This is a genomic window from Streptomyces sp. NPDC002403 (assembly GCF_053593015.1).
Genome location: NZ_JBSFBQ010000009.1, coordinates 32,574 through 56,494 on the forward strand (window position 1 = coordinate 32,574; position 23,921 = coordinate 56,494).

Annotated in this window: 23 protein-coding genes; 7 read left to right on the forward strand and 16 right to left on the reverse strand. The window is 72.9% G+C overall.

Going from position 1 to position 23,921, the window contains the following annotated elements; genetic code table 11:
- The first annotated feature begins 38 nt into the window (after positions 1–38).
- Genes dhaK through ACWCPY_RS13235 form a run of 3 tightly spaced genes read left to right on the forward strand, consistent with a single transcriptional unit; the run spans position 39 to position 2,099 of the window.
- The gene (gene dhaK / locus ACWCPY_RS13225; protein WP_329819242.1) at positions 39–1,031 is read left to right on the forward strand and encodes a dihydroxyacetone kinase subunit DhaK; all 993 of its coding nucleotides are present in this window, start codon (positions 39–41) and stop codon (positions 1,029–1,031) included.
- Between the two features lie 46 nt (positions 1,032–1,077).
- Positions 1,078–1,692, forward strand: a complete 615-nt coding sequence (gene dhaL, locus ACWCPY_RS13230) for a dihydroxyacetone kinase subunit DhaL (RefSeq protein ID WP_451264390.1) — start codon at positions 1,078–1,080, stop codon at positions 1,690–1,692.
- Positions 1,689–2,099, forward strand: coding sequence for a PTS-dependent dihydroxyacetone kinase phosphotransferase subunit DhaM (locus ACWCPY_RS13235; RefSeq protein ID WP_451264391.1), 411 nt, complete (start codon positions 1,689–1,691; stop codon positions 2,097–2,099). The genes dhaL and ACWCPY_RS13235 overlap by 4 nt, the downstream gene beginning before the upstream one ends.
- A gap of 87 nt (positions 2,100–2,186) precedes the next feature.
- Here ACWCPY_RS13235 and ACWCPY_RS13240 read toward each other — a convergent pair whose 3' ends face one another.
- Positions 2,187–5,636, reverse strand: coding sequence for a phosphodiester glycosidase family protein (locus ACWCPY_RS13240; RefSeq protein ID WP_451264630.1), 3,450 nt, complete (start codon positions 5,634–5,636; stop codon positions 2,187–2,189).
- Positions 5,637–5,928: 292 nt separating this feature from the next.
- Here ACWCPY_RS13240 and ACWCPY_RS13245 point away from each other — a divergent pair, with 292 nt between their 5' ends.
- Positions 5,929–6,441 (forward strand): NUDIX domain-containing protein, encoded by a 513-nt coding sequence (locus tag ACWCPY_RS13245; protein WP_451264392.1) that lies wholly within the window; start codon positions 5,929–5,931, stop codon positions 6,439–6,441.
- 38 nt (positions 6,442–6,479) lie between these two features.
- Here the strand turns inward: ACWCPY_RS13245 and ACWCPY_RS13250 are convergent, their stop codons facing one another.
- Complete coding sequence (locus ACWCPY_RS13250) at positions 6,480–7,424, reverse strand: M48 family metalloprotease (RefSeq protein WP_451264393.1); 945 nt, start codon at positions 7,422–7,424, stop codon at positions 6,480–6,482.
- Complete coding sequence (locus ACWCPY_RS13255) at positions 7,421–7,753, reverse strand: BlaI/MecI/CopY family transcriptional regulator (RefSeq protein ID WP_451264632.1); 333 nt, start codon at positions 7,751–7,753, stop codon at positions 7,421–7,423. The genes ACWCPY_RS13250 and ACWCPY_RS13255 overlap by 4 nt, the downstream gene beginning before the upstream one ends.
- Positions 7,754–8,008: 255 nt before the next feature.
- Here ACWCPY_RS13255 and ACWCPY_RS13260 point away from each other — a divergent pair, with 255 nt between their 5' ends.
- Entirely contained in the window at positions 8,009–8,677 is a 669-nt protein-coding gene (locus ACWCPY_RS13260) for a DedA family protein (RefSeq protein WP_451264394.1), read from the forward strand.
- Positions 8,677–9,279, forward strand: a complete 603-nt coding sequence (locus tag ACWCPY_RS13265; protein ID WP_451264395.1) for a phosphatase PAP2 family protein — start codon at positions 8,677–8,679, stop codon at positions 9,277–9,279. The genes ACWCPY_RS13260 and ACWCPY_RS13265 overlap by 1 nt, the downstream gene beginning before the upstream one ends.
- 90 nt (positions 9,280–9,369) lie before the next feature.
- Here the strand turns inward: ACWCPY_RS13265 and ACWCPY_RS13270 are convergent, their stop codons facing one another.
- The 8 genes from ACWCPY_RS13270 to ACWCPY_RS13305 form a co-directional block, all read right to left on the reverse strand.
- Positions 9,370–9,693, reverse strand: a complete 324-nt coding sequence (locus tag ACWCPY_RS13270) for a DUF6191 domain-containing protein (protein WP_451264396.1) — start codon at positions 9,691–9,693, stop codon at positions 9,370–9,372.
- A 143-nt stretch (positions 9,694–9,836) separates the two neighbouring features.
- Positions 9,837–10,877 carry an NAD(P)-dependent alcohol dehydrogenase gene (locus tag ACWCPY_RS13275; RefSeq protein WP_451264397.1) on the reverse strand — a complete coding sequence of 347 codons (1,041 nt, stop codon included), beginning with the start codon at positions 10,875–10,877 and terminating at the stop codon, positions 9,837–9,839.
- A gap of 56 nt (positions 10,878–10,933) precedes the next feature.
- Positions 10,934–11,707: an SDR family NAD(P)-dependent oxidoreductase gene (locus ACWCPY_RS13280; RefSeq protein ID WP_451264398.1), complete on the reverse strand. Its 774-nt coding sequence runs from the start codon at positions 11,705–11,707 to the stop codon at positions 10,934–10,936.
- Complete coding sequence (locus ACWCPY_RS13285; RefSeq protein ID WP_451264399.1) at positions 11,704–12,375, reverse strand: TetR family transcriptional regulator; 672 nt, start codon at positions 12,373–12,375, stop codon at positions 11,704–11,706. The genes ACWCPY_RS13280 and ACWCPY_RS13285 overlap by 4 nt, the downstream gene beginning before the upstream one ends.
- Positions 12,376–12,451: 76 nt before the next feature.
- Entirely contained in the window at positions 12,452–13,705 is a 1,254-nt protein-coding gene (locus ACWCPY_RS13290) for a PP2C family protein-serine/threonine phosphatase (protein WP_451264400.1), read from the reverse strand.
- Between the two features lie 126 nt (positions 13,706–13,831).
- Positions 13,832–14,596, reverse strand: coding sequence for a GNAT family N-acetyltransferase (locus ACWCPY_RS13295; protein ID WP_451264401.1), 765 nt, complete (start codon positions 14,594–14,596; stop codon positions 13,832–13,834).
- Positions 14,593–15,513: an NADP-dependent oxidoreductase gene (locus ACWCPY_RS13300; RefSeq protein WP_451264402.1), complete on the reverse strand. Its 921-nt coding sequence runs from the start codon at positions 15,511–15,513 to the stop codon at positions 14,593–14,595. Before ACWCPY_RS13300 ends, ACWCPY_RS13295 begins: the two co-directional genes overlap by 4 nt.
- Positions 15,514–15,651: 138 nt before the next feature.
- Positions 15,652–16,398, reverse strand: a complete 747-nt coding sequence (locus tag ACWCPY_RS13305; protein ID WP_451264403.1) for a hypothetical protein — start codon at positions 16,396–16,398, stop codon at positions 15,652–15,654.
- 430 nt (positions 16,399–16,828) lie between these two features.
- Here ACWCPY_RS13305 and ACWCPY_RS13310 point away from each other — a divergent pair, with 430 nt between their 5' ends.
- Positions 16,829–17,812: an RNA polymerase sigma factor SigF gene (locus tag ACWCPY_RS13310; protein WP_451264404.1), complete on the forward strand. Its 984-nt coding sequence runs from the start codon at positions 16,829–16,831 to the stop codon at positions 17,810–17,812.
- A 57-nt stretch (positions 17,813–17,869) separates the two neighbouring features.
- On the opposite strand, the gene ACWCPY_RS13315 is transcribed toward ACWCPY_RS13310, so the two are convergent.
- From ACWCPY_RS13315 to ACWCPY_RS13335, 5 genes are all read right to left on the reverse strand, one after another.
- Positions 17,870–18,778, reverse strand: coding sequence for an NAD(P)-dependent oxidoreductase (locus tag ACWCPY_RS13315; protein WP_451264405.1), 909 nt, complete (start codon positions 18,776–18,778; stop codon positions 17,870–17,872).
- Positions 18,779–18,832: 54 nt separating this feature from the next.
- Complete coding sequence (locus tag ACWCPY_RS13320) at positions 18,833–19,480, reverse strand: adenosylcobinamide amidohydrolase (RefSeq protein WP_451264634.1); 648 nt, start codon at positions 19,478–19,480, stop codon at positions 18,833–18,835.
- A 159-nt stretch (positions 19,481–19,639) separates the two neighbouring features.
- Complete coding sequence (locus ACWCPY_RS13325; RefSeq protein WP_451264406.1) at positions 19,640–20,968, reverse strand: alpha/beta fold hydrolase; 1,329 nt, start codon at positions 20,966–20,968, stop codon at positions 19,640–19,642.
- A 133-nt stretch (positions 20,969–21,101) separates the two neighbouring features.
- Positions 21,102–22,166 (reverse strand): M29 family metallopeptidase, encoded by a 1,065-nt coding sequence (locus ACWCPY_RS13330; protein ID WP_362452375.1) that lies wholly within the window; start codon positions 22,164–22,166, stop codon positions 21,102–21,104.
- A gap of 73 nt (positions 22,167–22,239) precedes the next feature.
- Positions 22,240–23,904 (reverse strand): OPT/YSL family transporter, encoded by a 1,665-nt coding sequence (locus ACWCPY_RS13335; protein ID WP_451264407.1) that lies wholly within the window; start codon positions 23,902–23,904, stop codon positions 22,240–22,242.
- Between the last annotated feature and the right edge of the window lie 17 nt (positions 23,905–23,921).

Sequence of the window (23,921 nt, forward strand, 5' to 3'; positions counted from 1 at the left end):
CTCGGTGCCGGTCCTTCCCACCTCGCTAGGAGATACCGTTGAGGATGCTGATCAACGTCCCCGAAACCGTTGTCGCGGACGGACTGCGCGGTATGGCCGCCGCTCATCCCGAGCTGACCGTGGATGTCGAGAACCGTGTCGTCGTACGGCGTGACGCGCCGGTGGCCGGGAAGGTGGCGCTGGTCTCCGGCGGCGGTTCCGGGCACGAGCCGTTGCACGCGGGGTTCGTCGGGCCCGGGATGCTCTCCGCGGCCTGCCCCGGCGAGGTGTTCACCTCGCCCGTGCCGGACCAGATGGTGCGGGCGGCCGCCGCGGTCGACAGCGGGGCGGGGGTGCTGTTCGTCGTCAAGAACTACACGGGTGACGTGCTGAACTTCGAGATGGCCGCGGAGCTCGCCGAGGACGAGGGCCTGCAGGTCACCCAGGTGCTGGTCAATGACGACGTGGCGGTGACCGACAGCCTCTTCACGGCTGGGCGGCGGGGTACGGGCGCCACCCTGTTCGTCGAGAAGATCGCCGGGGCGGCGGCCGACGAGGGCGCCCCGCTGGAGCGGGTGGCGGCCGTCGCCCGGCGGGTGAACGAGGCGTCGCGGAGTTTCGGGGTGGCGCTCGGCGCCGTCACCACACCGGCCAAGGGCTCCCCCACGTTCGATCTGCCGCCGGGTGAGCTGGAGCTCGGGATCGGCATTCACGGCGAGCCGGGGCGGGAACGGCGGCCGATGATGACCTCGCGGGAGATCGCGGACTTCGCGGTGGACGCGGTGCTGGACGACCTGCGGCCGACCGGGCCGGTGATCGTGCTGGTCAACGGCATGGGCGCGACACCGCTGCTGGAGCTGTACGGGTTCAATGCCGAGGTCCAGCGGGTGCTGTCCGAGCGGGGCGTCGTGGCAGCTCGTACGCTCGTGGGGAACTACGTGACCTCGCTCGACATGGCGGGCTGCTCGGTGACGCTCTGCCAGGTGGACGAGGAGCTGCTGCGGCTCTGGGACGCGCCGGTGGAGACGCCGGCGCTGCGCTGGGGCCGTTGAGCCGCCGGTACCGCACCCCGTCATGCTGGAGCGACAAGGAGATCATGTGCTCGACGCCGACTTCTTCCATCGTTGGATGACCACGGCCGCGGCCCTGGTGAGCCGTGAGGCGGACCACCTCACGGACCTCGACTCCGCGATCGGGGACGCCGATCACGGGAGCAATATGCAGCGCGGGTTCGACGCGATGACCGCGGCCCTGGGCAAGGAGCCGCCACAGACTCCGGGGGCCGTACTGATGCTGGCCGGACGGCAGTTGATCTCGACGGTCGGCGGTGCTTCGGGTCCGTTGTACGGGACGCTGCTGCGGCGTACGGGAAAGGCCCTGGGCGATGCCCCCGCCGTGACCCCGGAACAGTTGGCGGAGGCGCTCGGGGAGGGCGTCGCGGCTGTGGCACAGCTCGGTGGGGCACAGGCCGGGGACAAGACGATGCTCGACGCGCTGCTGCCGGCCGCCGAGGCGCTCGGCACCTCGTTCGGGGCGGCCCGGGAGGCGGCCGAGGCGGGGGCGCTGGCCACGGTGCCGATGCTGGCCCGCAAGGGCAGGGCGAGCTATCTGGGTGAACGCAGTATCGGTCATCAGGATCCCGGGGCGACGTCCTCGGCCCTGCTGATCGCCGCGCTGGCCGAGACCGGAGCGACGGACGGGAGCGGGGCATGAGCGACGGGAATCAGGTCGGGATCGTGCTGGTCTCGCACAGCGGCCCGGTGGCCGAGTCGGTCGCGGAGCTGGCCAGGGGCCTTGCCGCGGGCGGCGCCACGGCTCCGGTGGCCGCCGCAGGTGGCACCCCCGCTGGGGGGCTCGGCACGAGTGCGGAGCTGATCGCCGAGGCCGCCAGGTCCGTGGATGGTGGCGCGGGCGTCGCGCTGCTGGTCGATCTGGGCAGCGCGGTGCTCACGGTCAAGTCGATGCTCGCCGAGGGCGACGAGTTGCCGGACGGCTCGCGGCTGGTGGACGCGCCGTTCGTGGAGGGCGCCGTGGCGGCCGTGGTGACCGCGTCGGCGGGCGGCGACATCGCGGCGGTGGAGGCAGCGGCGTCGGAGGCCTACGGGTACCGCAAGTTGTAGGCGAGCGGGGCGGCCCCGCACCGATGCGTGGTGCGGGGCCGCCCCGAGGCATACCCGGCCGCCCGGGCCGGGCCGGCTTTCGGCCGGTCAGGCCGCCGGTGCGGACCCGGCCGCCGCGATCCTGATCCGGGTCTGCTGTGTCGTGCCGTTGACGGTCACGGCGAGGGTGATGGTGCCCGGGCGCAGCGCGGTGAGGGTGCCGGTGGACGGGTCGAGCACCGCCGTGTCGCGGTGGCGGGCGCCGCCGCGGTCACCGATGTGGACGTTCGGGGAGCCGGTCCAGTCCGCGGCCAGCGGGAAGCCGACCGGGACGCTGCGGGTCCCCTGGGTGACGGTCGCGGTGACCTTCGTACGGCCTCCGGTGCCGAGCACCGCGGGCGCGTCGATCGTCAGCGCGTCCACATGCGCGCGGGTCTGTACGGAGACCCAGTCGGGCCCGCCCTGCCACGGCCGTTGCCGCGCGGCGGCCTGTGCTCCTTCGGTGACGCGGTCGGCCCCGACCAGCGACCAGCCGGTGAAGCCGCCGTCGTCCGCGGGCCCGGCCGGTGCCTTGCCGGAGTTGCCGTTGATCAGATACGGCACCCCGTCGACGTGCGAGGCGTGGAAGACACCCACGTGGCTGCCGATGAAGGCCGCGCCCTTGCCGGTCGTACGGCGGAAGTCGGCGAGCCACTGTTCGACCAGGGCCGCCTCCTTGCGGTCCCCGAGCTGGCTGCCCTTCTGCACGGTCGGGTCGCGCGGCGGCACGTGCTCGATCAGCATGAGCGAGTCGATGTTCCGGTTCTTCGCGGCCGCGTCCAGCTGGGCACGGAGCTGCTGGATCTGGGCGAAGCCGCCGCCGCGCAGGCTGAGGCTCGACGTGTCGAGGGTGACGAAGCGGGTGCCCTTGTGGTCGAACGTCCGCTGGGCGGGACCGAATTCGGTGATGAAGTTGTCGATCCTGCCACCCATCACCTCGTGGTTGCCCGGTACGTAGTACCAGGGCAGTGAGCCGCCGAGTTCCTCGGTGAGGATGCGGCGGGCGAAGGCCAGGTCCGCGGGCGATCCCTCGTCGACCAGGTCCCCGTTGATGACCAGGAAGTCCGGGGCCGCCGCCTTGATCTCGCGCAGGGTGCGCCGTGCCTGGGCGACGATCGCACTGTCCGGGTCGCGGGCGACGAACTGGGCGTCGGACATCACCGCGAATTGCCAGTCCCTGCGCCCGGTCACGGCGGCCGGGTCGATCAACGGGTCGGCGGGCTCGCTCTGTTCGGGCAGATCGACGGTGGGCGGCACCTGGGCGGTGAGGTCGTCGATCACGATCTCACCCGTGTACTGCTCGGCCGCCCCGGTCTCCGCGAGGTAGAAGCGGGACACGGACAGGGGCATGGCGGCGCCGGGCGGCACCGCGAAGGTGATCTGCCGCCAGCCCGTCCAGGTGACGTACGGTCCGCGCAGCAGCTGGTCGGAGCCGGCCGCGTCCTTGAGGTGCAGGGTCGGCCAGGCACCCTGGCCGTCGCCCTTGATCCACAGCTTGAACGACTGGGGCTGGCCGGGCACGGCGACCGGCTGGGGCGGGGCGGCGTAGGCGGCGCGGGTGGCGGTGGACCGGGTGAAGTCGTAGGTGAGCTTCAGTCCGGTGCCGGTGTGGCCGTCGGGCGTGGCGGCGAGCGATCCGTCCGCGCGGGCCTGGCTGAACTTCCAGGACCCGGCGTCGTCGAAGGAGGAGACGGCCTGCTCGGTGAGGCCGACGCTGACGGCCAGGACGGTGCTGGTGCCGGCTACGGTCGCCTTGATCCGTCCGGCGCCGGAGCCGGTGCGCGAGGCGACGCTGAAGGAGCCCTGGCCGTCGTCGCGGATGTCGAAGAGGGTGTGGTCGTAGTCGAGCGCAATGTCGCGCGGCTCGACGGGGGCGCCGGCGCCGTGGGCGTCGAGCCCGACGATGCCGAAGGTTCCGGTGGCCCCGGCGTCGGCGAGGCCCACCCGCTGGGTGGTGGGCTGGATCCGGTCCAGCTTGTCGAGGACGGTCAGGGACGTGCTCCCGCGGGCCGTTCCGTGTTCGGCACGTACGTCGGTGGTGCCGCTGCGGCGTGCGGTGAAGAGCCCGTGGTTGTCGACCGTGCCGACGGAGCCCCGTGCGGTGCGCCAGCGCGGGGTGCCCTGCGCCGGGCCGTACGTCTCGTCGTATCCGGTCGCGGTGAGGCGCCGGGTGAGGCCGGGGAAGACCCGCTCGGGGTGGCCGCCCTTGACGGGGTCGACGCCCGGCGCGGAACCGGCCGGCGTACGGGGCTGGACCCAGTAGCCCTTCAGCCGTCCGCTGCCGTCGGGGGCGGTGAGGGCGAGGCCGTTGGGGACGGTGCGTTCGCTGCCGTCGGACGGGCTGTTCTCCACCTGGAGGGTGTCGCTGCCGGGTGCGCGGGCGACGAGGGTCGAGGAGCCGCCGCCGTCCAGGTTGAGTGCGCTGTAGGAACCGGCGCGCTTCATCATCAGGGCGAGTTCGGTGAGGGTGACGCCGCCGCTGTCGGCCTGCCGTCCGTCGACGGTGAGGATCTGCATGGTCCGGCCGTCCTCGGAGAATCCGACGGCGGTGCGGGGCGCGGCGGTGTTGTTTCCCTCGCCGTCGTGGTTCTGCGCGGCTCCGTCGACGACGAGGAGTTCCCGGCCGCCGACGGCGGTGCGCGGCACGGCCCCGCCGTCGGTCCGGGCCCGGTAGGTCAGGGACACCGGGTCGCCGGGTTTCAGGGCGTCGAGTGCGGCGGCTCCGGCCTCACGGCCGACCAGGACGGTGGTGCCGTCGGGGACGGCCCCCGATCCGGGGGCGTGCGAGACGGAGACGACCTTGCCGTCCCGTACCACCGCTTCGGCGACCGGGGTCGCGTTGTCGACGGTCAGGGCCCGGTCGGCGGTTCCCCAGGCCGAGGTGTACGCGCCCACTTGGCCGGCCGGCACATTGGCCGCGTTGTACGCGGCGAGCGGCCGCTGCCCGGCGGGCAGGGTGAGCGTTCCCTCGAAGTACAGGTTCAGGATGCGGCCCGCGCTGTCGGGGCCGATGCCGACGGCCCGGTTGATCCCGGGGGCGGGCGACTGGACGGTGGCCCCGTCCTTGATGCCGATCCCCTCGGGCGCGCCGGTCTGGTTGATGTCGAAGAAGTCGGCGTTGATCGCGGCGACGGTGCGGCGGCCGCGGCCCGCGTCGTGTCCGGCGGCCAGTTCGGAGACGGTGTGCCGCTCGGAGACCTTGCCTGAGGAGAGGTAGTCGGCACGTACGCCGCTGCCGGCGAGGTCGACCGAGAGGTTGTCGACCCGCAGCCACTTGTCGGACTCCAGCCGGTCGTACGAGCTGAGGCGGACCCCCGGGGCGATCGGGCGGGACGTACGCGCGGTCTCGATGCCGTCGCCGTCCACGACCGAACGGGGCATGCCCGCCGCGTTGCTCGCGGGAGGTGGGGCGACCGGTCTGAGGATCTCGGCAAAGGTGCGGGGGCGTGGATCGGAGGTCGGATCGGCGAGTGCGGGAGAGATCGCGCCGACGGTCAGAGCGGACACCGTCGCGAGCAGCACGAGCGGGCGCGCGATCGTCCGGTTTCCTCGCGCGGCCCTCCCGCGCGGTGCGGTTGTCCTGCCGACTGTGCCAGGGCCCACAAGTCCTCCTGGGATTGCGATGGTTGCGTGGCCCGGACCGGGCCACGGCGCTGTCGGCGGACAGCATGTCCGCGAGCGCTGCCGCGCACCAGGGGGCGTCGGGAACCTCACGGCGAACAGGACACGTCGGCCCGATGACGGTATTGATCACCGGGAAAGCGGTGTCGTCCGCGGCTGTGCGCCCCGGCCCGGACGCAGACTTGACGGCATGTCATCTCAGCAGCGCGCCAGGCGCAGTGCGGGCCTTCTCCTGTTCCGGCGGTCGGGCGGGGCCGGTTTCGAGGTACTCATCGGGCACATGGGCGGCCCGTTCTGGGCCGGGCGCGAAAGTGCGGCCTGGTCGATCCCCAAAGGGGAGTACGGCCCCGAGGAGGAGCCGGCGGCCGCCGCCCGCCGTGAGTTCGCGGAGGAGTTCGGGCATCCGGTGCCGGACGGTGAGTGGGTGGCGCTGGGCGAGGCGCGTCAGTCCGGTGGCAAGGTCGTGACGGTGTGGGCGCTGGAGGCGGATCTCGAAGCCGCGTCGGCGGTTCCCGGGACGTTCACCATGGAATGGCCGAGGGGGTCGGGTGTGCTGCGGGAGTTCCCGGAGGTCGACCGGTTCGCCTGGTGCACGCCTCCGGAGGCGGCGGAGCGGCTCGTCACGGGGCAGCGGGTCTTCCTCGACCGGTTGCGGGAACACCTGGCCGACGGGCGCGTGCCGCCCGGTCAGGAGGGAGCCTGAACGGGCCGCCGGACGGCCGGGCGCCGGGGATCAGCCGGTCAGTGGTGTGCGCTCTCGCCCTGTGCCGCCTCGATGCTGCTGTGCAGATCGCTCGTCGCGTCGAGCGCGGCGGCGCCGGAGACGACCAGGCAGGCCAGCAGCGCGGCGGCTGCGGCACGGCCGACGCGGGGCCGTGCGGCGCTCCGGCCGAGCAGTGCGGCCACACGGCGCGGTACGGGCCCGGCCGCGGCGGCGAGCGCCACCCGTGGGCGGGGCTGCGGAGCGCCTTCGGCGGCGCGGGCGGCGAGGGCGGCCCGGCCGATGGCGCGGGCGGCGATCCGCCGGTCTCCGACGGCGGAGGCGGCCGCCTCGTCGGCGCAGCGTTCCAGGGCGTAGCCCAGGGGGGCGCGCAGCGAGCGCAGCGCCGGGTGGCAGAGCGCGGCGGCCTCGGCGGCGGCGATGAAGAGGTGGTGGCGGCCCTGGAGATGGGCACGCTCGTGTGCCAGCAGCGCGTCGCGTTCGGCGGGGTCGAGGGCGCGCAGCATTCCCGTGGTGACGACGATCCGGCCGGGCGTCCCGGGGCGGCCGGGCAGCGCGTAGGCGTCGGGGCGGCTGTCGCGCAGGACGGCCAGCTCGCCCCCCGGATGCCCGTGGGTCCGTCCGGCCCGGCACAGCTCCGTCCAGTGGCGGCGGGCGGCGCGGATGACGGCGGCGGCACAGCCGACGAGGAGGGCCAGTGCGGCGGCGGCCAGGGGCACGGCGACGGCCGGGGCGGCGTCGGAGAGCGGTCTGACGAGTTGGCCGACGGCGGAGACCGCGGAGAACCGGGTCGCGCCGGGTACCACGAGCAGGACCAGGGCGAGGATGCTGCACAGGGCGAGGCCGGCGCCCGTCGCGGCGAGCAGCCGTACGGCGCGCACCGGCGAGAGCGTGTCCGCGAGGCGGCGGGCCGCGGGCACTGCCAGGAACGGCATCAGCAGCGGCACCCAGACGGCGTAGATCACGGGGTTTCTCCGTCGAGCAGTTCGCGGAGCAGTTGCTCGTCCTCGTCGGTGAGCTGTGACACGAACCGGGCGAGGACGGTGCTGCGGTCCTCCTGCTTCTGCAGTTCGCTGTGCATGCGGCGGGCGGTCAGCCCGGGTGCGTCCTCGGTGGGCGCGTAGGCGAATCCGCGGCCGGCCCGGGTGCGGAGGACCGTGCCCTTCTCGTACAGGCGGGACAGGATCGTCGTCACGGTGGTGCGGGCGAGTTCGGCGCCGATCGCGCCCTGGACCTGACCCGGTGTGAGCGGTGTCCCGGCCGTCCACAGCGCCGCCAGGACCGTGGACTCCAGCTCGCCGGCGGGCCGGCGTTCCGGCGCGGCGGGGGACGGTGACGGATGCCTCGGGGCGGCTTCCGGCGTCGGTGCGGAAGCCGGATCGCCGTGCGGACGGGGGCCGGGTTCTCCGCTCGATATCCCCTTCACCTGGGACATGGGAACTCTCCTCCCCCTTCGGGCGTCTACAGTGATGTAGACCGTCTACATTACTGTAGTCAGTCCGGGCGTTCCGTGGGGCCGCCCGCTCACCATTATGGGAGACCCTCCACCGTGTCCGTATTCTCACTGGCGTCCGCGCCACAGGCGGTGAACCTGCTGGATGCGGGGTCACTGCTCGGAGCGTTCGGCGCGCTCGGCATCGCCGTCGTGCTCTTCGCCGAGACGGGGCTGCTCGTCGGCTTCTTCCTCCCCGGCGATTCCCTGCTGTTCACGGCGGGCCTTCTCTGTGTGTCCGGCGCCCACGGCCCGGTGCGGCTGTCGTTGCCGCAGGTCCTGATCGCCGCCGTGGCCGGCGCGCTGCTGGGCGCCCAGGCGGGGTACTGGATCGGCCGGCGGGGCGGCCGGGCCCTGCTCGCCCGCAGCCGCGCCAAGCGGCTGCACGAGGGCGCCGCCCGCGCCGAGGAGCTCCTCGGCAGATACGGCCACGCGCGGGCGATCGTGCTGGCCCGCTTCGTGCCCGTCGTGCGCACGGTGCTCAACCCGCTGGCCGGGGCGCTCAACGTCCCCGCCGGGCTGTTCACGCTCTGGCAGGTCGTCGGCGGAGTGGTCTGGACGGTCGGGCTGGTCCTGGCGGGCTACGCGCTGGGCTCCTCGGTGCCGAACGTCGACCGCTATCTGCTGCCGATCGTCGCCCTCGTGGTCGTGGTCTCCCTCGTCCCGCTCGCCGCCGAACTGCTCCGCTCCCGGGGCCGGCGCACCGCCGAAGGGGAAAACTCCTGATGCCGCTCGCCTCCGCCGCCACCTCGGTCGACGGTGACCTGTACACCTGGATCACCGAGCTGGCCCAGCGCTCCCCCACCGCCCTGGACTCCGTGGTCCGCGTCTGGTCGGACTACGGGCTCGCCCTGTTCGCCCTGCTGATGCTCGCCTCCTGGTGGCGCTCGCGCTCCGCCGATCCCGCCCGCACCGCCATGGCGCTCTGCACCCCGCTCGTCGTGGTGGCCGCCTATCTCGCCAACGACCTGGTGAAGTCGCTCTTCCACGAGCAACGGCCCTGCCAGACCCTCCATGTCGTGACGGTGGAGGCGTGCCCGGCGCTCGGCGACTGGTCCTTCCCCAGCAACCACGCCGCCATCGCGGCGGCCGCGGCGACGGCGATCTGGCTGACCGACCGCCGGCTCGGCGCGATCGCGGTGCCCGCCGCCGTGCTGATGGCCGCCTCCCGGGTGTGGATCGGTGTGCACTACCCCCACGATGTGCTGATCGGTCTGGTGACCGGCGCACTCGTCGCCTGGCTGCTGACGGTCGCGGCACGGCGCTGCGCCCCGGGGGTGACCCGGCTGCGCGACACCCCGCTGCGTCCGCTGGTGGCGACACGGTGAGCCGCGGTGCTGCGGCGGTCGGCCCCACGAACGGCCCGCCCTGGTCACGCCCCTCGCTGCGAGGGCGCGAGGGGCACACGGGAGAGCGCGCTACCGGCCCGCGCTGCCGGGCAGGCGGATGACGGCACGGCCGCCGTCGAGGTCGACGGTGGAGCGGTGGGGCGGCGCGCCGTCCTCCTCGTCGTCGCGCATCAGCAGGGCGCTCTGGCGTTCCTTGAGCTCGCTCTGCTTGCCCGGCGAGAAGCTCGCGTGCAGCTGCTCGAACCCCGTCGCCGACACCTGCCCCTGCCGCGCGCCGTTGCGCCAGGGCAGCAGACCGGCCCGCCCCGCGCGCAGCATCAGCTGATCGAGAAAGGCGACCGCGGTCAGCCCGATCACCAGTCCGGGCAAGGTCATCAGCGCGACGAATTCCATCCGCCCAGTCTCTCCGCGTGCGGCGCGGTGCGCATCGGTCGCGGGTATGAGGTGCGGGCCGCCGCTCGGTGCGACGGCCCGCATGGCCGTGAGAAGGAGTCCCCGGCCCGCCCTCGGGATCCGGTCAGCGGTCGAGGACTTTGTCAGCCGTTGGGGAGGATGACCGCGCGGCCGTTGATCTTCCCGTGGTGCAGCCGCTCGTACGCCAGCGGCGCCTCGTCCAGGGTGTACGTCTCCACATGGACCTCGACCGATCCCGCGCGGGCGAGGTCGAGCACCTCGGCGAGCTCGGAGCGCGAGCCCCAGTACGGGGAGGTCACCGTCGTGTTGTAGGGCAGGGAGCCGAAGCCGACCGGCAGCGCACCGCCGCCGAGGCCGACGATGGTGACGTCGGAGTCGATGGCGGCCGCGGCCCCGGCGGTGGCGACGGTGGGCGGTGCTCCGACGAAGTCGAGGACGACCTGCGCACCGGTCCCGCCGGTGAGTTCCCGGACCTTCGCCGCGGCGTCCTTGTCCGACAGGACGGTCTCGTGGGCACCGACGGCGCGGGCGAGGGCGAGCTTGTCCTCGGCGACGTCGAGGGCGATGACCCGGACGGCGGTCATGGCGCGCAGCAGCTGGATCGCGACATGGCCCAGGCCGCCGGTACCGATGACCACGGCGGTGGCGCCCGGAACCAGCTTGGGCAGCGACCGCTTGATCGCGTGGTAAGGCGTCAGGCCCGCGTCGGTGAGCGGCACGGCCTGGACCGGGTCGAGGCCGCCGAGCGGCACCAGGTGGCGCGGGTCGTCGACGATCATGTATTCGGCCATGGCGCCCGGCGAGCCGAGTCCGGGCGGAGTGATGCCGAGTTCCTTGGCGCGCAGGCAGTAGTTCTCCTTGCCCTCGGCGCACTTGACGCACGTGCCGCAGCCCCAGGGGCCGTAGACCGCGACGGAATCGCCGACCGAGAGCCCGCTCACGCCGTCACCGAGGGCGGCGACGGTGCCCACGCCCTCGTGGCCGAGGGTGAGCGGCAGCGGGAACGGGATCTGCTCCGCGGGCCAGCTCATCACGGCGATGTCGGAGTGGCAGACACCCGCGGCGGTGACCTTCAGCAACACCTGGCCGGGGCCGGGCTCCGGGTCGGGCACGGTGACGACCTCGGGTGCTGCGCCCACGGTGCGGTACTGGACGGCCTTCATGGAGTTCTCCTCACGTTCTTCGTTCCGTTGCTCGCCCCCGTTCCCCCGTTCGCCGCTCAGGAGGCGGAGTAGCCGCCGTCCACCAGGTGGTAGCTGCCGTGGATGAAGGAGGCGCGGTCGGAGAGCAGGAAGGCGGCGAGTTCGGCGACCTCCTCCGCCTTGCCGAGGCGGCCGGCCGGGTGCAGCGAGATCAGGTGGTCGCGGGCCACGCTGTCGGTGTTGCGCAGCAGCGGCGTGTCGATGAAGCCGGGGCCCACGGCGTTGACGCGGACGTTCTGCGCCGCGTATTCGAGGGCCGCCGTCTTCGTCAGGCCGACGACGCCGTGCTTGGCCGCCACGTAGGCGGGCGAACCGGCGAAGCCGTTGGTGCCGAGGATCGACGACATGTTGACGACGGCGCCGCCGCCGGCCGCGACGATGGCGGGAAGCTCGTAGCGCATCGAGTAGAAGACGCCGCTGAGGTTGGTGGCGACGACCCGGTTCCAGTCCTCGACGGCGTACTCGCCGGTGGGGTTGCTGGGGCCGCCGATGCCGGCGTTGTTGACGGCGAGGTGCAGGGCGCCGAAGGTGTCGACGGCGAAGCGCACACCCGCTTCGACGGAGGCGGGGTCGGTCACGTCCATGGCCACGGCGGCGGCCTTGGCGCCGGTGCTCTCCAGGTCCGCGACCGCCTTGCGGGCGGCGGCCTCGTCGTAGTCGGCCACGACGACGGACGCGCCGGCGGTGGCCAGGCGGTGGGCCAGGGCCAGGCCGATGCCGGAGGCTCCGCCGGTGATGAGGGCGGTCCTGCCGGCGAACTCCTGGTCGGCGGGGGTGTGGGTGGTGCTCATGATTCTGTGCTTCCTTCCGTGGTGCTGTACGGCGCCCGCCCGGTGGGAGGTTGCGCGAGCAGTTCCCCGGCGAGGGCGTCGAAGGCCTGCCCGATGAGTCGGGGCAGGTCGTCCGGTTGCCCGGCGCGTGCCCAGGCGGCCTGGGCCGCGAGGAGTGCCCCGGCGCCCGCGGCGACCGTGACGGCGGGACGGATGTCCCGTCGTGGGTCGACCCCGAGCCGGTCGGCGACGATGGCGACCGAATCCTCCTGGGCGTCCACCCGGATGTGGTGGAACGCCGCGTAGAGGGTCGGCTCCTGTTCGGCGAGGACCAGCAGGTCGAAGATCCGCTCGCGCCGGTGCCAGGCGAGCACACCGGGGTCTTCGAGCCAGTCGAAGACGGCCCTGCGGTAGGCGATCAGCGGGGGCTCGTCGGCGGGGCGGGCCCGCAGGGCCTCGTTGATCCGGTCGCCGTCGCCCCGGAGCGAGTCCAGGACCGCGGCTTCCTTGCTCGTGAAGTACCGGCTGAAGGTGCGCCGGTCGACGTCCGCGCGTTCCGCGATCTCCTCGACCGTCACATTCTTCAGACCCCGGTCGAGTACGAGCTCGAACGCGGCCTGCGCCAGGGTGTCCCGGGTCCTGCGGGCCTTGCGGCTGCGCCGCTCCGGGGTCTTCCGTTCCGGATTCATAAGTGCACCGTACACCCAAAAATGTCCCGTCGCGACATAAGTCTCGACGGGACATTGGATCGGTATCGGATGGCCTTCAGTGCCTTGCTGCCGCCGACCGCTGAACGTCTCGGCTCACACTGCTGCTGAACGTCTCGGCCGCCCGGCGGGCGCCGTGGTCGGTGGCCATGGGCCGGTCGAGGCCGCCGGCCGTTGTCCGGCGCAGGGCGAGCGCGGCGATGTCGTCGCGCCGCACGCCTCCGGAGAAGGAGTCGAGATCGGCATTGAGCGCCTCCAGCACCTCGTACGGAGCCCGCTGGGCCCAGCGGCCCAGCCGGGCGTCCAACGGGTAGAAGGCGCCGGACGCGTCGCGCGCCTCGGTGACCCCGTCGGTGCAGATCAGCAGCGTGGCACCCGGCGGGAAGTCCAGCCACTCGGCGGCCCGCGCCTCGCGGCTGAGTTCCGCCAGGCCCAGCGGAACGGAGGTGCGGCTCAGCGGAACGGCAGCGGCCGCGCCGTCGTGCAGCAGCCGTGGCGACAGATGGCCGCAGTTGACGGCCTCGACGCGGTCGCTCCCGTCGAAGCCGAGCACCAGGGCGGTGACGAAGCGTTCGGTCTCCCCGGTCTGGGCGGAGAAGACGTTGTGCCGGGCGACCGCGTCCTCCAGGGCGTCGACCACACCCGTCAGGGCGGGCTCGCGGATGGCCGCCTCCCGGAACGCTCCGAGCACGGCGAAACCCGCCCCGATCGCGGCGAGGCCCTTGCCCTGGACATCCCCGATGATCACCCGGGTTCCGTAGGGCGACTGCACGACCTCGTAGATGTCCCCGCCGACCAGGCGGTCCTCCTCGATCGGTGCGTAGATGCCGTGGGCGAGGACCTGGTCGGTCAGGATGGGCAGCGGGCGCAGGATCTGGCGCTGGAGCGCGCCGGCGGCGGAGCGCAGCCGGGCTATCTCCAGGGCGTGGCGGATCCGCAGCGCGCAGGCGCCGACACCCAGGCAGCAGGCCAGCACGGTGACGATCACGCCGGTGGTGATGTCCCAGAACGTGCCACCGGACACCAGGTGCGAACCGACGACGACGATCATGATCAGGGTGGACACGCCCACCGTCTGCCGGATCGTGCCGAAGACCGAGACGAGTGCGGGCACGACCACCAGCAGCGGCACGAGGAGCAGGTCCTCACCGGTCCGGAGGTCCAGCAGGACGACCAGGGCCGTGAGCAGGGCCAGTCCGCCGAACAGCGCGGGGTTCCCGACCCGTGGCGCGTGAACGGCCGCCTCCCCCGCGTCCGCCCCGGGGAGCGCCGCTCCACCTGTCGCACGTCGGCGCCGAAGCCCGATCGTCACGGCCACTCCTCCCGGGACCTGCCGGCCCGGTGCCGGCGTTCGGTTCCAGTGCACCCGGCTCCGAGGGGGCGGCACACGAGTCTTACGGCCTCTTGGGCCGCGCCGAAGGTCCCGAAAACCCGTGGGTCAGCGCACGGCCGCCGTGCGGGCCCCACGGACACCGCCGGGGGCGGGAAGGCGCGTCGGCAGCGGCTGCGGGACCAGCGCCGAGAGGAAGGAGGTCCGTCGGCGGAGCGCGAAGCCCAGGGACTCGTAGAGCCGGACGGCGTTCGTGTTGGAGGCGGCGGCGTGCAGGAACGGTGTTTCGCCGCGCTGCCGGATCTCGTGGGCGACCGCGCGCACCAGCCGGGTGCCGAGTCCCTGACCGCGCGCGGACTCGTCGGTGCAGACGGCGCTGATCTCGGTCCACCCGGGCAGGTGCATCCGTTCACCGGCCATGGCGACCAGCACCCCCTCGCGCCGTACCCCGAGGTAGGTGCCGAGCTCGACGGTCCGGGGCAGGAACGGCCCCGGACGGGTGCGCTCGACCAGGGCGAGCATCTCGGGCACATCGGCGGGTCCGAGCCGTACGGCCTCGGGAAGGGGTGCCGTCTCGACCCCGGTGTCGACGAGCTGGACGCCATCGGCCCGGAAGACGATCTCCCAGTCGTCGGGCGGCGGCTCACGGAAGGCGGTGATGGTGACGGCACCGCCGGGTCCTACGAGCGCCGCCGCGTCGTCCCAGTCCTCGGCCCGGGGCGCGTCCGGGATCGCGACCCACGGGGCCACGTCCGCCGGGTAGCGCAGGATCCGGCCGCGCCGCTCGGCGAAATGGGCGTGCGGGCCGGTCAGTGCGGCGCGGACCGGGCTGTCCAGCGGATGCGCGTCACCGGTGGTGCACGGCGTGCTCACGCGACCACCTCGATCACGGTCTTGCCCAGCGAGTGTCCGTCCTCCACGGCGCGCAGCGCGTCTCCCGCCCCGGTGAGCGGGTAGGCCCGGTTCACATGGGTCCGCAGCACTCCGGTGACGACGAGGTTCGCCACCTCGTCGAGGACCGCCGCGGTGCGGGCCCGCGCGACGGGCGCCCCGCCGAGCTCCACGGCCAGCGGCTTGCCCCCGGCACTGATCAGTGCGGCCGGGTCCGCGAGCAGCGAAGCCGCGGCCCGCAGGGTGTCGCCGCCGGCCAGGTCGAAGACCGCGTCCACTCCGTCGGGGGCGACTGCCCGCACCCGGTCGGCGAGTCCGGGGCCGGATTCGACGTGCACCGCGCCGAGCGACTCGACGAAGTCCTTCTTGGCCGCGCTCGCGACGCCGATGACATGGACACCGCCGCGCCGGGCGAGTTGCAGCGCGGCCGTTCCCACACCGCCTCCGGCCCCGGTGATCAGCAGGGTCGCGCCGGGGGCGAGACCGAGCTGACGCACACCGTCGTACGCGGTGGCAGCGGCGACCGGCAGTACCGCCGCGTCGGTGAACGACAGGCCGGCCGGCTTGTGCGCGGTGACGGCGACGGGCAGCAGTGTGTACTCGGCGTACCCGCCGGTCACCGGGTTGCCGAAGACCTCGTCCCCGATCGCGAACCCTTCGACGTCCGGGCCGATGCCCTCGACGACCCCGGCGGCCTCGCTGCCGAAGACGGCGGGAAATGACTGCGGCTCGCTTCCGGGCCTGACGTACCCGTCGCGCAGCTTCCAGTCGACCGGATTGACCCCGGCGGCCCGGACCGCGACGAGCAGCTCACCTGGGCCCGGCACCGGCACGTCCTGCTCGATGAAGGCCTCCACCTCCGGTCCGCCGTTGCGGGTGAACACGTACGCCTTGGGCATGAGCTTCCTCTCTCCTGTTCACGGCACCGGCGGCCGGCCCGGTCACCGGTCGCCACAGCAGCTGGAAGGCCCTCGTCGGGGCGTGTATTCCCTGGGGGTGGAGTGTTCATCGGGCCGCAATGATCCAGCGGACCGGGGTCAGCGCTTGAGACTCCTCATCAGGTCACGCATGTCGCTGATCATCGCGGACTGGTACGGGGACAGATCGGATGCGTCCGGCCCGTCGCCGGACGGGATCTCGCCGTCGTCACCGTTGAACTGCGTGTAGGAGGTGAGGCTCAGCGAGAAGACCGCACCGCCCTCCCGTACCCGCAGCTCCGCGATCCCGTCGTCCTGCGTCAGCAGGTACGCGCTGTCGCCGAGGTTCGGGACCTTCTCCACCTTCGTACCGGCGTCGATGCCGGAATCGGTCACCCCGCGCATCGCCTCGAACTCGGCCGCCGGGTCGGACTTCTTGTGCAGGGCCACCGTGACACCCACGGAGTAATCGGTGTACCAGACGCGCGTGACCGACTTCTTCGCGGCTGGTGACCGGAGGGAGAGGAAGCACTCCGCCCGGTCCAGGACCGGGTCGTTCAGGAGCTCCGGTTCGAGCCCGGCGGTCCCGTCCTTCGGCGCTATCGCCGCACCTATCGCCTTCAGCCCTACGGTCGGGCACGGGTCTCCGGCCAGCCGATAGCCGTGCAGGTCCGGCGCAGGGTCGCCGACGGGATGCAGGTACAACGCGCCGGCCCACCCGGCCGAAGCCAGCACGGCCCCGCCCAGCGCCCACAGCCACGGACGGCGCTGCCGGGCTCCCTGCGTGGGTCCCCGGTCGAGGTCGCCCACCACCTCGCCCGCCCCGGCCGCACCGAACTCGTCCACCATCTCCGGCTCGGAGATCACCTGTGCCCCCCTCGGCCACGCCCTGCGTCCATCACATGATGGCCCACCCGGTGACGGTTGCCCGGCGGACCTGCGAAGACGGCGCGGTCGCACCCGCTCCGCCGAACGCTGGGCAGCGTCGATTTCGACTCAACTACCGCTGGATATGCGCCGGTCGGTCCCCATTGCCCTGTCGGCTGTGGCAGTCTGGTGAGCGACCGCCCCACCGGGCTCCCCCGTACCGGTGGGGCGGTTCTCGTGTCCCGTGCGTGTTCCCGCTGTCCTACGCGTGTCTCCCGCGCGCCCGGCCGCGGGAACCTGGCGGGGGCACGACGATTACCGGCCAAAGCTGCCGTGTGTGACCTGATCAACTTCCGCTTTTCCGCATGGGATTCGCCTCCGGGGGCAGGTGCATACACCTCACGGGCTACGACCAGGGGAGCGTGACGAGATGACGGCGCACACTGCGCGGACCGCCACTGCGCAGAGAGCGGAGAGTGCCCGCCCGGCACCGGTGGACGGACCGGCCGGCACCGGCGCGGGCCCGGCGGCCCACGCCGTACCCGCCGGGATCACGGAGACGGTCGAGGTCGCGGAGACGGCCGGGGACACCGGCGGCCTGCCATGGATCGAGGAGGCGGGGAAGATCGCCCCGCGTGACGCGCGCGAACTGTCCAGGCTGTTCTTCGCCCGCCTCCAGACACTCGAGGAGGGGACCCCCGCCCATCAGTACGCGCGCAACACCCTCATCGAGATGAACCTCTCGCTCGTACGGTTCGCTGCCGGACGGTTCCGCAACCGGGGCGCCGGCGACATGGAGGACATCGTCCAGGTCGGCACCATCGGGCTCATCAAGGCCATCGACCGGTTCGAACTCTCCCGCGAGGTCGAGTTCACCTCTTTCGCGGTCCCGTACATCACCGGGGAGATCAAACGATTCTTCCGCGACACCACCTGGGCCGTGCATGTCCCGCGCCGGCTTCAGGAGTTGCGGGTCGACATCGCCCGGACCAAGGAGTCGCTCGTCACGGAGCTCGACCGCGACCCCACGGTCCCGGAGCTGGCCGAGCAGCTGGGGCTGAGCGAGGACGAGGTCAACGAGGGCATCGTGGCCGCCAACGGGTATGCGGCCGGCTCGCTGGACATGCCGGCCGATCCGTCGGAGGCGGGACGGCTGCACGCCCCGGGACGCACCTTCGCCGATGTCCTGGGCGGGCCCGATCCCGCCCTGGAGACGGTCGAGAACCTTCATGCGCTCGCGCCGCTTCTGGGCTGTCTCGACGCTCGCGAGCGCCGCATCATCGACATGCGTTTCGGCCAGGAGATGACACAGTCCCGGATCGGCGCGGAACTCGGCATCTCGCAGATGCATGTGTCGCGGCTGATCAGCAGGATCCTGCGGAAGCTCCGCAGCGGGATGCTCGTCGAGGAGTGACCCCGGCCACCCGGGGCCACCCGTGCGGATCATGACGGGCCGACAGGCCGGCCGGGCTCAGTCGCCGTCCTTCTCCGGGGCGCGGCCCGCGTAGTAGGTGGCGATCATGTCCTCGTCGCCGTGCCCCGCCGCCTCGGCGCGCGAAAGGCGGTCGGCCGACGCCGAGACCAGGTCCAGCCGCACACCCGAGGACCGCGCCGCGTCCAGGATGAGGCGGGTGTCCTTGAGCGCGGTGGACAGGGTGAAGCTCGGGGTGAGGTCGCCGGAGAGGACGGCGGCGGACTTGCCCTGCAGATAGGCGGAGTCCAGCGGGCCGCCCTTCACGAGGTCGAGGAAGATCTGCGGGTCGACGCCCAGCCCTTCCGCGAGGTTGAGGCATTCCGCGATGTTGTTGACCAAGGTGATCACCCAGGTGTTGACCACCAGCTTCAGCCGCGAGGCCGCTCCCGGGGCCTCGCCGACCCAGACCGTGCGCTGCCCGATCGCGTCCAGCACGGGCTCGGCCTTCGCGCGGACGGCGGAAGGACCGGAGACGAGTACGGTCAACGCGCCTTGTTCCGCGGGCTGTTTGGTGCCTGCGACCGGTGCGTCGAGATAGACCGGGCCCAGGTCCGCGGTGCGCTGCGCGAGATCGACGGTGGCCTCGGGCCCGACCGTCGAGCTCTGGAGCAGGACCTGACCGGCGTGCAGTCCCCCGGCCGCGGCGGCGAGCGCGGCGGCGACGGAGGGGCCGTCCTTGAGCATGGTGAGGACCACATCGGCACCGCGTACGGCCTCCTCCGCCGTCTCGGTGACGGTGGCGCCGTCGGCGGCGAGCGGGGTCGCCTTGGAGTGCGTACGGTTCCAGGCGCGGACGTCCAGACCGGCTCTCAGGAGGCTCCTGGCCATGGCCGATCCCATGATTCCGGTACCGAGAACGGCGACGACCGGCCGCTGCGGGGCGGCGTCGGCAGCGTTCGATGTCATGCGGGGGCTCCCTTCGTGGGCCGCGCCGGGGTCGGCTCGCGGCACTGTGGAGTCTCAGGATTGCCGCAGTGCGCCTTCGAGGACGGCAGCGTGCACGGCCCTGGCGAGTCGCGCGCCCCAGCGGGAGCGCGGTCCCGCGAAGGGTTCGCCGGGGGCGGGCCCCGGGGTGGGCGCGGCGACGCAGACGGCGTCCGTGGGGGTGCCCGAGCAGTCGAGGCCGGCGTCCAGGAGCGCCTGGACCTTTGCCTCGGTGGCCGTGGCGACGGCGTTGACGAGTGCGGCGTCGGAGAGCGGCACCGGGAGGGTGACGACGATGTTGACGGTGCCCGGGCGCGGTGGGCCCGGTGTGCCCCGGGCCGGGGCGGCGGCCCAGCCGCGTACGCCGAGTCCGCAGGTGGCGGTCGCCGTCACACCCTCGTCGGCCGCGACCGTGTACGCGGTGACGTCGGCCGCCGTCATCAGCCCCGCGCCGGGGCCGGTGAGGTGTTCGGCGGCGGCGATCTCGGCGAGGTGGCGGTCGGGGTCCAGGCGCGGATAGCCGCCGGGTACCTGGGCGTTGAGGATCCAGTCGCGGGGGCCGATGCCGCCGCCGAGCACGGCACTGGAACAGACCCGCCACCCCGGCCCGAGCCGCCACACCAGATGGTGCAGTTCCGCACCGTCCTCGTGCCGGGCCAGCAGTTCGCCGCGCTGTTGGGGCAGCCGGCTGCGTACGGAACGGATGGGGCACCCCCGGTGGCGCGGCAGGACGACGTTTCGGCACGTGGCCCGTCGATCATATGTGCCGGGGCGGAGCACTCCCGAAGGTGCTCCGCCCCGGGTCGTGCACGGTCCGGCCCGGCGGCCCCCGGTTCGGACCCGCTACCTGATCCGGCCTGATACGGACGGAAGCCCCCGGTCGCGGGCCATGGTGATCAGCCGGTCCAGCACGGCGGCGTCGGCACGCACCCCGTCGTGGGCGTGGGCGTCGGTGACCCAGGTACGCAGTCCGCGGACCGCGTCGGCGGTGGCGAGTGCCTGCTCGCGGTCGACGTACATGTCGTCGTGGTAGACGGCCGCGACGACGGGGACCTCGTTGGCGGCGAGCCGGTCCAGGTCGTAGAGAACGGGCCACTCGGTGCGGGCGGCGAGGGCCTCGGCGGCGCCGCGCAGCGGGACGAGTGCGGGGTCCTCCTCGAACTGCCAGGGGTAGACCATCTCCCCGGTGAACCGGAGCGGGCCGCCCGCGGTGGCGTCGAAGGCGGGGAACTCCTCCCGCACGCGGTGCGCCGACCAGTTCGTGGGGCGGCCGCCCTGGGCGTAGATCGGCTCGTGGAGCGCGGCGTACAGGGGGCGTTCGGCGAAGGAGACGGCGGCGTCGACACCGCGCAGGAAGGTGTCGGTGAGCTCCGGGCCGTGGGCGCCTTCGGTGAAGGCGGTCTCCAGGAGGTAGTGGAGCGAGTCGAATTTCGCCGAGGTGCCGAAGGTGATGCCGAGGGTCTGGAAGCGGCGGACGGTGAGCCGTTCGCCGGTCGGCATCCGGACGTCGTCGGCTTCGAGGTGCGCGGCCACGGCGTCGGCGAGCGGCTGGTCGCCGGGGTAGCGGGCGAAGTAGCGCTCGTTGTGGGCGAGGGTGCGCGCGTAGGCCGCCCGGTACACGTCGTCGGCGTGTCCGGTGAGTGTCGGCAGTCCGCCGGTGATGTAGGCCTGGGCGAGCCCTTCGGGTGCCAGGCCGAGGTAGGTGAGGGTGGAGAAGCCGCCGAAGCTCTGACCCAGGACGCTCCACGGCCGGTCGCCCTGGAGGTGGCGGCGCAGCAGTTCCGCGTCGCGCACGATCGAGTCGGCGCGGAAGTGCGCGAGGTATCCGGCGGCGGCCGCGGAGTCGGTTCCGAAGCGGGCGAGGGTGACCCGGTCGGCGGGGGTGGAGCGCCCGGTGCCGCGCTGGTCCAGCAGGACGACGCGGTAGTCGGCGAGGGCACGGCGCAGCCAGGCGCCCGCCGCGTTGGGGCGCTCGGCGCGGCCGCCGGGGCCGCCCTGGAGCCAGAGCAGGCGGGGCAGGTCCTCGTGTTCCCGGCCTTCGGCGACCACTTCGCGGGCGAACAGGCCGATGGCCGGGCCGTCGGGGGTGTGGTGGTCGAGCGGCACGTCGAGGGTGTGGTCGGTGCAGACCAGGCCGCCGTGGCGGTAGGAGACGGGGGCGTGGGTGGACATGGCGCTCCTTTCACTTGGCGCGGGGCCGGGGCCCGTCCGGCCTTGGTCCGCCGGACGGGCCCCGGTCGCAGAACGGTTTCACGGGTGGCGGGCGGACCGGCACCGGGGGGGTGCGGTCCGCCGTCGTACCGGGTCAGTAGCCGGCGACGCCGAGCTCTCGGCAGATCTCGACGAGCTCGGGGTGCACGTAGCGCCCGTTCTCCTCGATGGCGACCCCGTCCAGGTAGATGGACGGGCCCAGGACGCTGCCGTCGGTGTGTGCGGCGGCCACCCACGGTTCGCCGCCGATCCAGGCGCCCTTGGTGCCGATGCCGAGCTCGACGCAGCCGAAGACCCGCTCGTCCTCGACGATGCGGCCGGTCGGGGCCAGGACGCCCGGGTTGAAGCCGAGCGACCAGTGCGCGATGCGGAACATGTTCGGGTCGTCGAAGGACTCCATCCAGCGGCGGAAGGTGTCCGCGTCCGCGCCGCCCTCGATCCTGGTGACGACACCCTTCTCGACGGTGCAGCGGACCGGCGAGCGCAGCAGGCCGATCTCGTCCGGCGGCCACAGGGCGCCGTCGAAGACCAGGACACCGTCCTGGGTCTCCTCAAGGGGGTTCCAGGAGATCTGACCGGAGAGCATCACGGTCTCGCCGGGCTTCTCCGCGGGCTTGCCGCGCAGGTTGATCGGCCGGTCGCCGTTGCGGCCCACCAGGTCGGTGCCGTTGGCGGAGGTGATACGGACCTCGTCGGCGGCCTCCAGGAGCGCGACGAGGGCCTTGCCGAGGCGGATGACGCCCTGGAAGTCGGGACGGCCGACGGTGGCGACCAGCATCTGGACGTCCATCGCGGTGAGGTTGGTGTAGCGGCAGCCGTTCGCCATGGCGGCGCGGAAGGCGTCGGAGTGCATCAGGTACGAGACGGCGAACTCGATCCACACATCGGCGTCGGCGATGGCGCCGGCCACGGGCCGGGGCGGTTCCATGGACGCGCCGGGCAGCGTCTCGTACCAGACGACGACGGGGTGTGCGCCGGCAGCCGCGACGGCCTGGGCGGTGGCCTCGATCACCCGGCGGTCGCTGCTGGTGTCGCCGGTGAGGACGACGTGCTCGCCGCGCTTGACGAGCATGACCTCCTCCACCAGCTTGCGGGCGGCCAGGGCGAGTTCGAAGCTGAGGTACTCGGGGCGCGGTTCGAGCCTGCTGTACATGTCCATGGAGGGTTCTCCTTGCCGTGCGGGTGGTGCTGAGCGATGCGGTGGTACGGGAAGTGGTTCAGGGGGGCGGCCGTCAGGTCTTGAGGATCTGCGCGGAGTCGCCGAGCGAGCTGCCCGCGATCAGTCCGGCACCGACCAGGTTGAGTTCCTCGTCGGCGGCGGGGCCGCGCAGCTTGCGGTAGCCGACCCGGACGACCAGGGCGCCGAGGACCAGCCAGCAGGCCTGCGGGGTGAGGATGAGCAGGCCGGTGGCGAGCATGACGCCCATCTGCCGGCGGGTGCCGCCGAGCAGTTGGATGGCGGCGCCGGGGATGGCCCAGAGCAGCATGGTGCGTACCGCGTCCGGGTCGCTGAGCCCGCTCTTGATGGTGTCGGCGTACACCTTGGCGACGGGCGGGATGAGGCCCTGTCCGAAGTAGGAGCGCCAGGCGACGGCCACGACGACGAGGGCGACGGCGAAGCCGATGAGGGCGGCGAGGAACTGCTGGCGGCGGCCCTCTCGCTCGAAGGGGTCCCAGGGGCGGTGGTCGCGGCGCAGCAGCCAGCCGGCCTTCAGGTCGTAGCCCATGTCGGCGAAGGCGGGGCCGGTGGCGGAGACGTATCCGACGAGGAGGGCCAGCGGCACGGACGGGATTCCTATGGCCAGTCCGAGGATCAGGAAGATCAGGGTGACGGCGAAGGACGGGAACCAGCCGGACTGCATGGCTGCGAGCCCGACGATCAGCTCGTGGACCAGGGCGGCGAAGGCGGCGAACAGCACCCAGCCGACGATGCCGAGCGGGCTCATGTCGCCGATCAGCCCGCCGAGCACGGCGAGGACCACCGCACCTGCGGTGAACAGGGCGTAGCCGCGGATCAGGGAGAGCCGCAGCGCGCGCTCGTCGACGGTGTACGCGACGCTGGGGTCCGCCAGGACCGCTGCGGTCCTCGTCTCTTCGGCGACCGTCTGTCGTCTGCGCTCGCGACGGCCGATCAGGAGGTGGATCGCCTGGCCTAGCGCCACGATCCCGGCGCCGACCATGACACCGTGCGGGATGTATCCGGCGCCCAGGTCGGTGTGGAAGATGTCCGGGCCGTACTGGCGCAGCATCAGGCCGATGCCGAACATCATGAGGGCCCAGACATTGCCGAGGAAGGCGACACCGGCGGCGGAGAGCGGCAGGCTGAAGAGGGTGCCGGCCAGGCCGACTGCCGTGCCACCGGCGAGGATGAGGGCCCGTCGGCCGCCCCGGTCGCCGGCCTTGATGGTCTCGGCGGCGGCCGTTCCGGGCGGCCAGGCCGCGTCGGCGGGAAGGAGCCGGGAGCCGAAGGCGCGGTAGAGCACCCAGGCGTCCACGATCAGGCCGATGAACGCTCCGGCGAGCATCGGCCAGACCAGGTCCTTGCGTCCGAAGACGTACGGCACGGCCACGGAGGTCAGCAGTGCGTTCGCGGAGGCGAAGGTTGCGGCGGAGATGGCGCTCTGGGCGAGGTTCTGCCGGTGCACGGAACGCATCCGGCGCAGGAAGCCCAGCGGGATGCGGCCGATGAGCATGGCGACGAGGGCGCCGACCACGGAGGTGTTGGCGGAGATGCCCAGTTTGGAGACCAGGTCGATGCCGATGACGGCCCCGACGGCGGCGAGCACCACCAGGACGACCAGCAGTACGGGCTCAAGGACGCGCGGGTGCGATCGGTCGTCGTCGGTGCCGGGGCCCGGCGGTGGGGCAGGGTGCGGGGCGGGGACATGGTGCGCCATGGGGCACCCCCTTCGGT

Bases quoted from the DNA above. Each gene is read 5' to 3' on its own strand.
- ACWCPY_RS13235 (WP_451264391.1), top strand. From the start codon at position 1,689: ATGAGCGACGGGAATCAGGTCGGGATCGTGCTGGTCTCGCACAGCGGC.
- ACWCPY_RS13245 (WP_451264392.1), top strand. From the start codon at position 5,929: ATGTCATCTCAGCAGCGCGCCAGGCGCAGTGCGGGCCTTCTCCTGTTC.
- ACWCPY_RS13265 (WP_451264395.1), top strand. From the start codon at position 8,677: ATGCCGCTCGCCTCCGCCGCCACCTCGGTCGACGGTGACCTGTACACC.
- ACWCPY_RS13270 (WP_451264396.1), bottom strand. From the start codon at position 9,693: ATGGAATTCGTCGCGCTGATGACCTTGCCCGGACTGGTGATCGGGCTG.
- ACWCPY_RS13275 (WP_451264397.1), bottom strand. From the start codon at position 10,877: ATGAAGGCCGTCCAGTACCGCACCGTGGGCGCAGCACCCGAGGTCGTC.
- ACWCPY_RS13280 (WP_451264398.1), bottom strand. From the start codon at position 11,707: ATGAGCACCACCCACACCCCCGCCGACCAGGAGTTCGCCGGCAGGACC.
- ACWCPY_RS13285 (WP_451264399.1), bottom strand. From the start codon at position 12,375: ATGAATCCGGAACGGAAGACCCCGGAGCGGCGCAGCCGCAAGGCCCGC.
- ACWCPY_RS13300 (WP_451264402.1), bottom strand. From the start codon at position 15,513: ATGCCCAAGGCGTACGTGTTCACCCGCAACGGCGGACCGGAGGTGGAG.
- ACWCPY_RS13310 (WP_451264404.1), top strand. From the start codon at position 16,829: ATGACGGCGCACACTGCGCGGACCGCCACTGCGCAGAGAGCGGAGAGT.
- ACWCPY_RS13315 (WP_451264405.1), bottom strand. From the start codon at position 18,778: ATGACATCGAACGCTGCCGACGCCGCCCCGCAGCGGCCGGTCGTCGCC.
- ACWCPY_RS13325 (WP_451264406.1), bottom strand. From the start codon at position 20,968: ATGTCCACCCACGCCCCCGTCTCCTACCGCCACGGCGGCCTGGTCTGC.
- ACWCPY_RS13330 (WP_362452375.1), bottom strand. From the start codon at position 22,166: ATGGACATGTACAGCAGGCTCGAACCGCGCCCCGAGTACCTCAGCTTC.
- ACWCPY_RS13335 (WP_451264407.1), bottom strand. From the start codon at position 23,904: ATGGCGCACCATGTCCCCGCCCCGCACCCTGCCCCACCGCCGGGCCCC.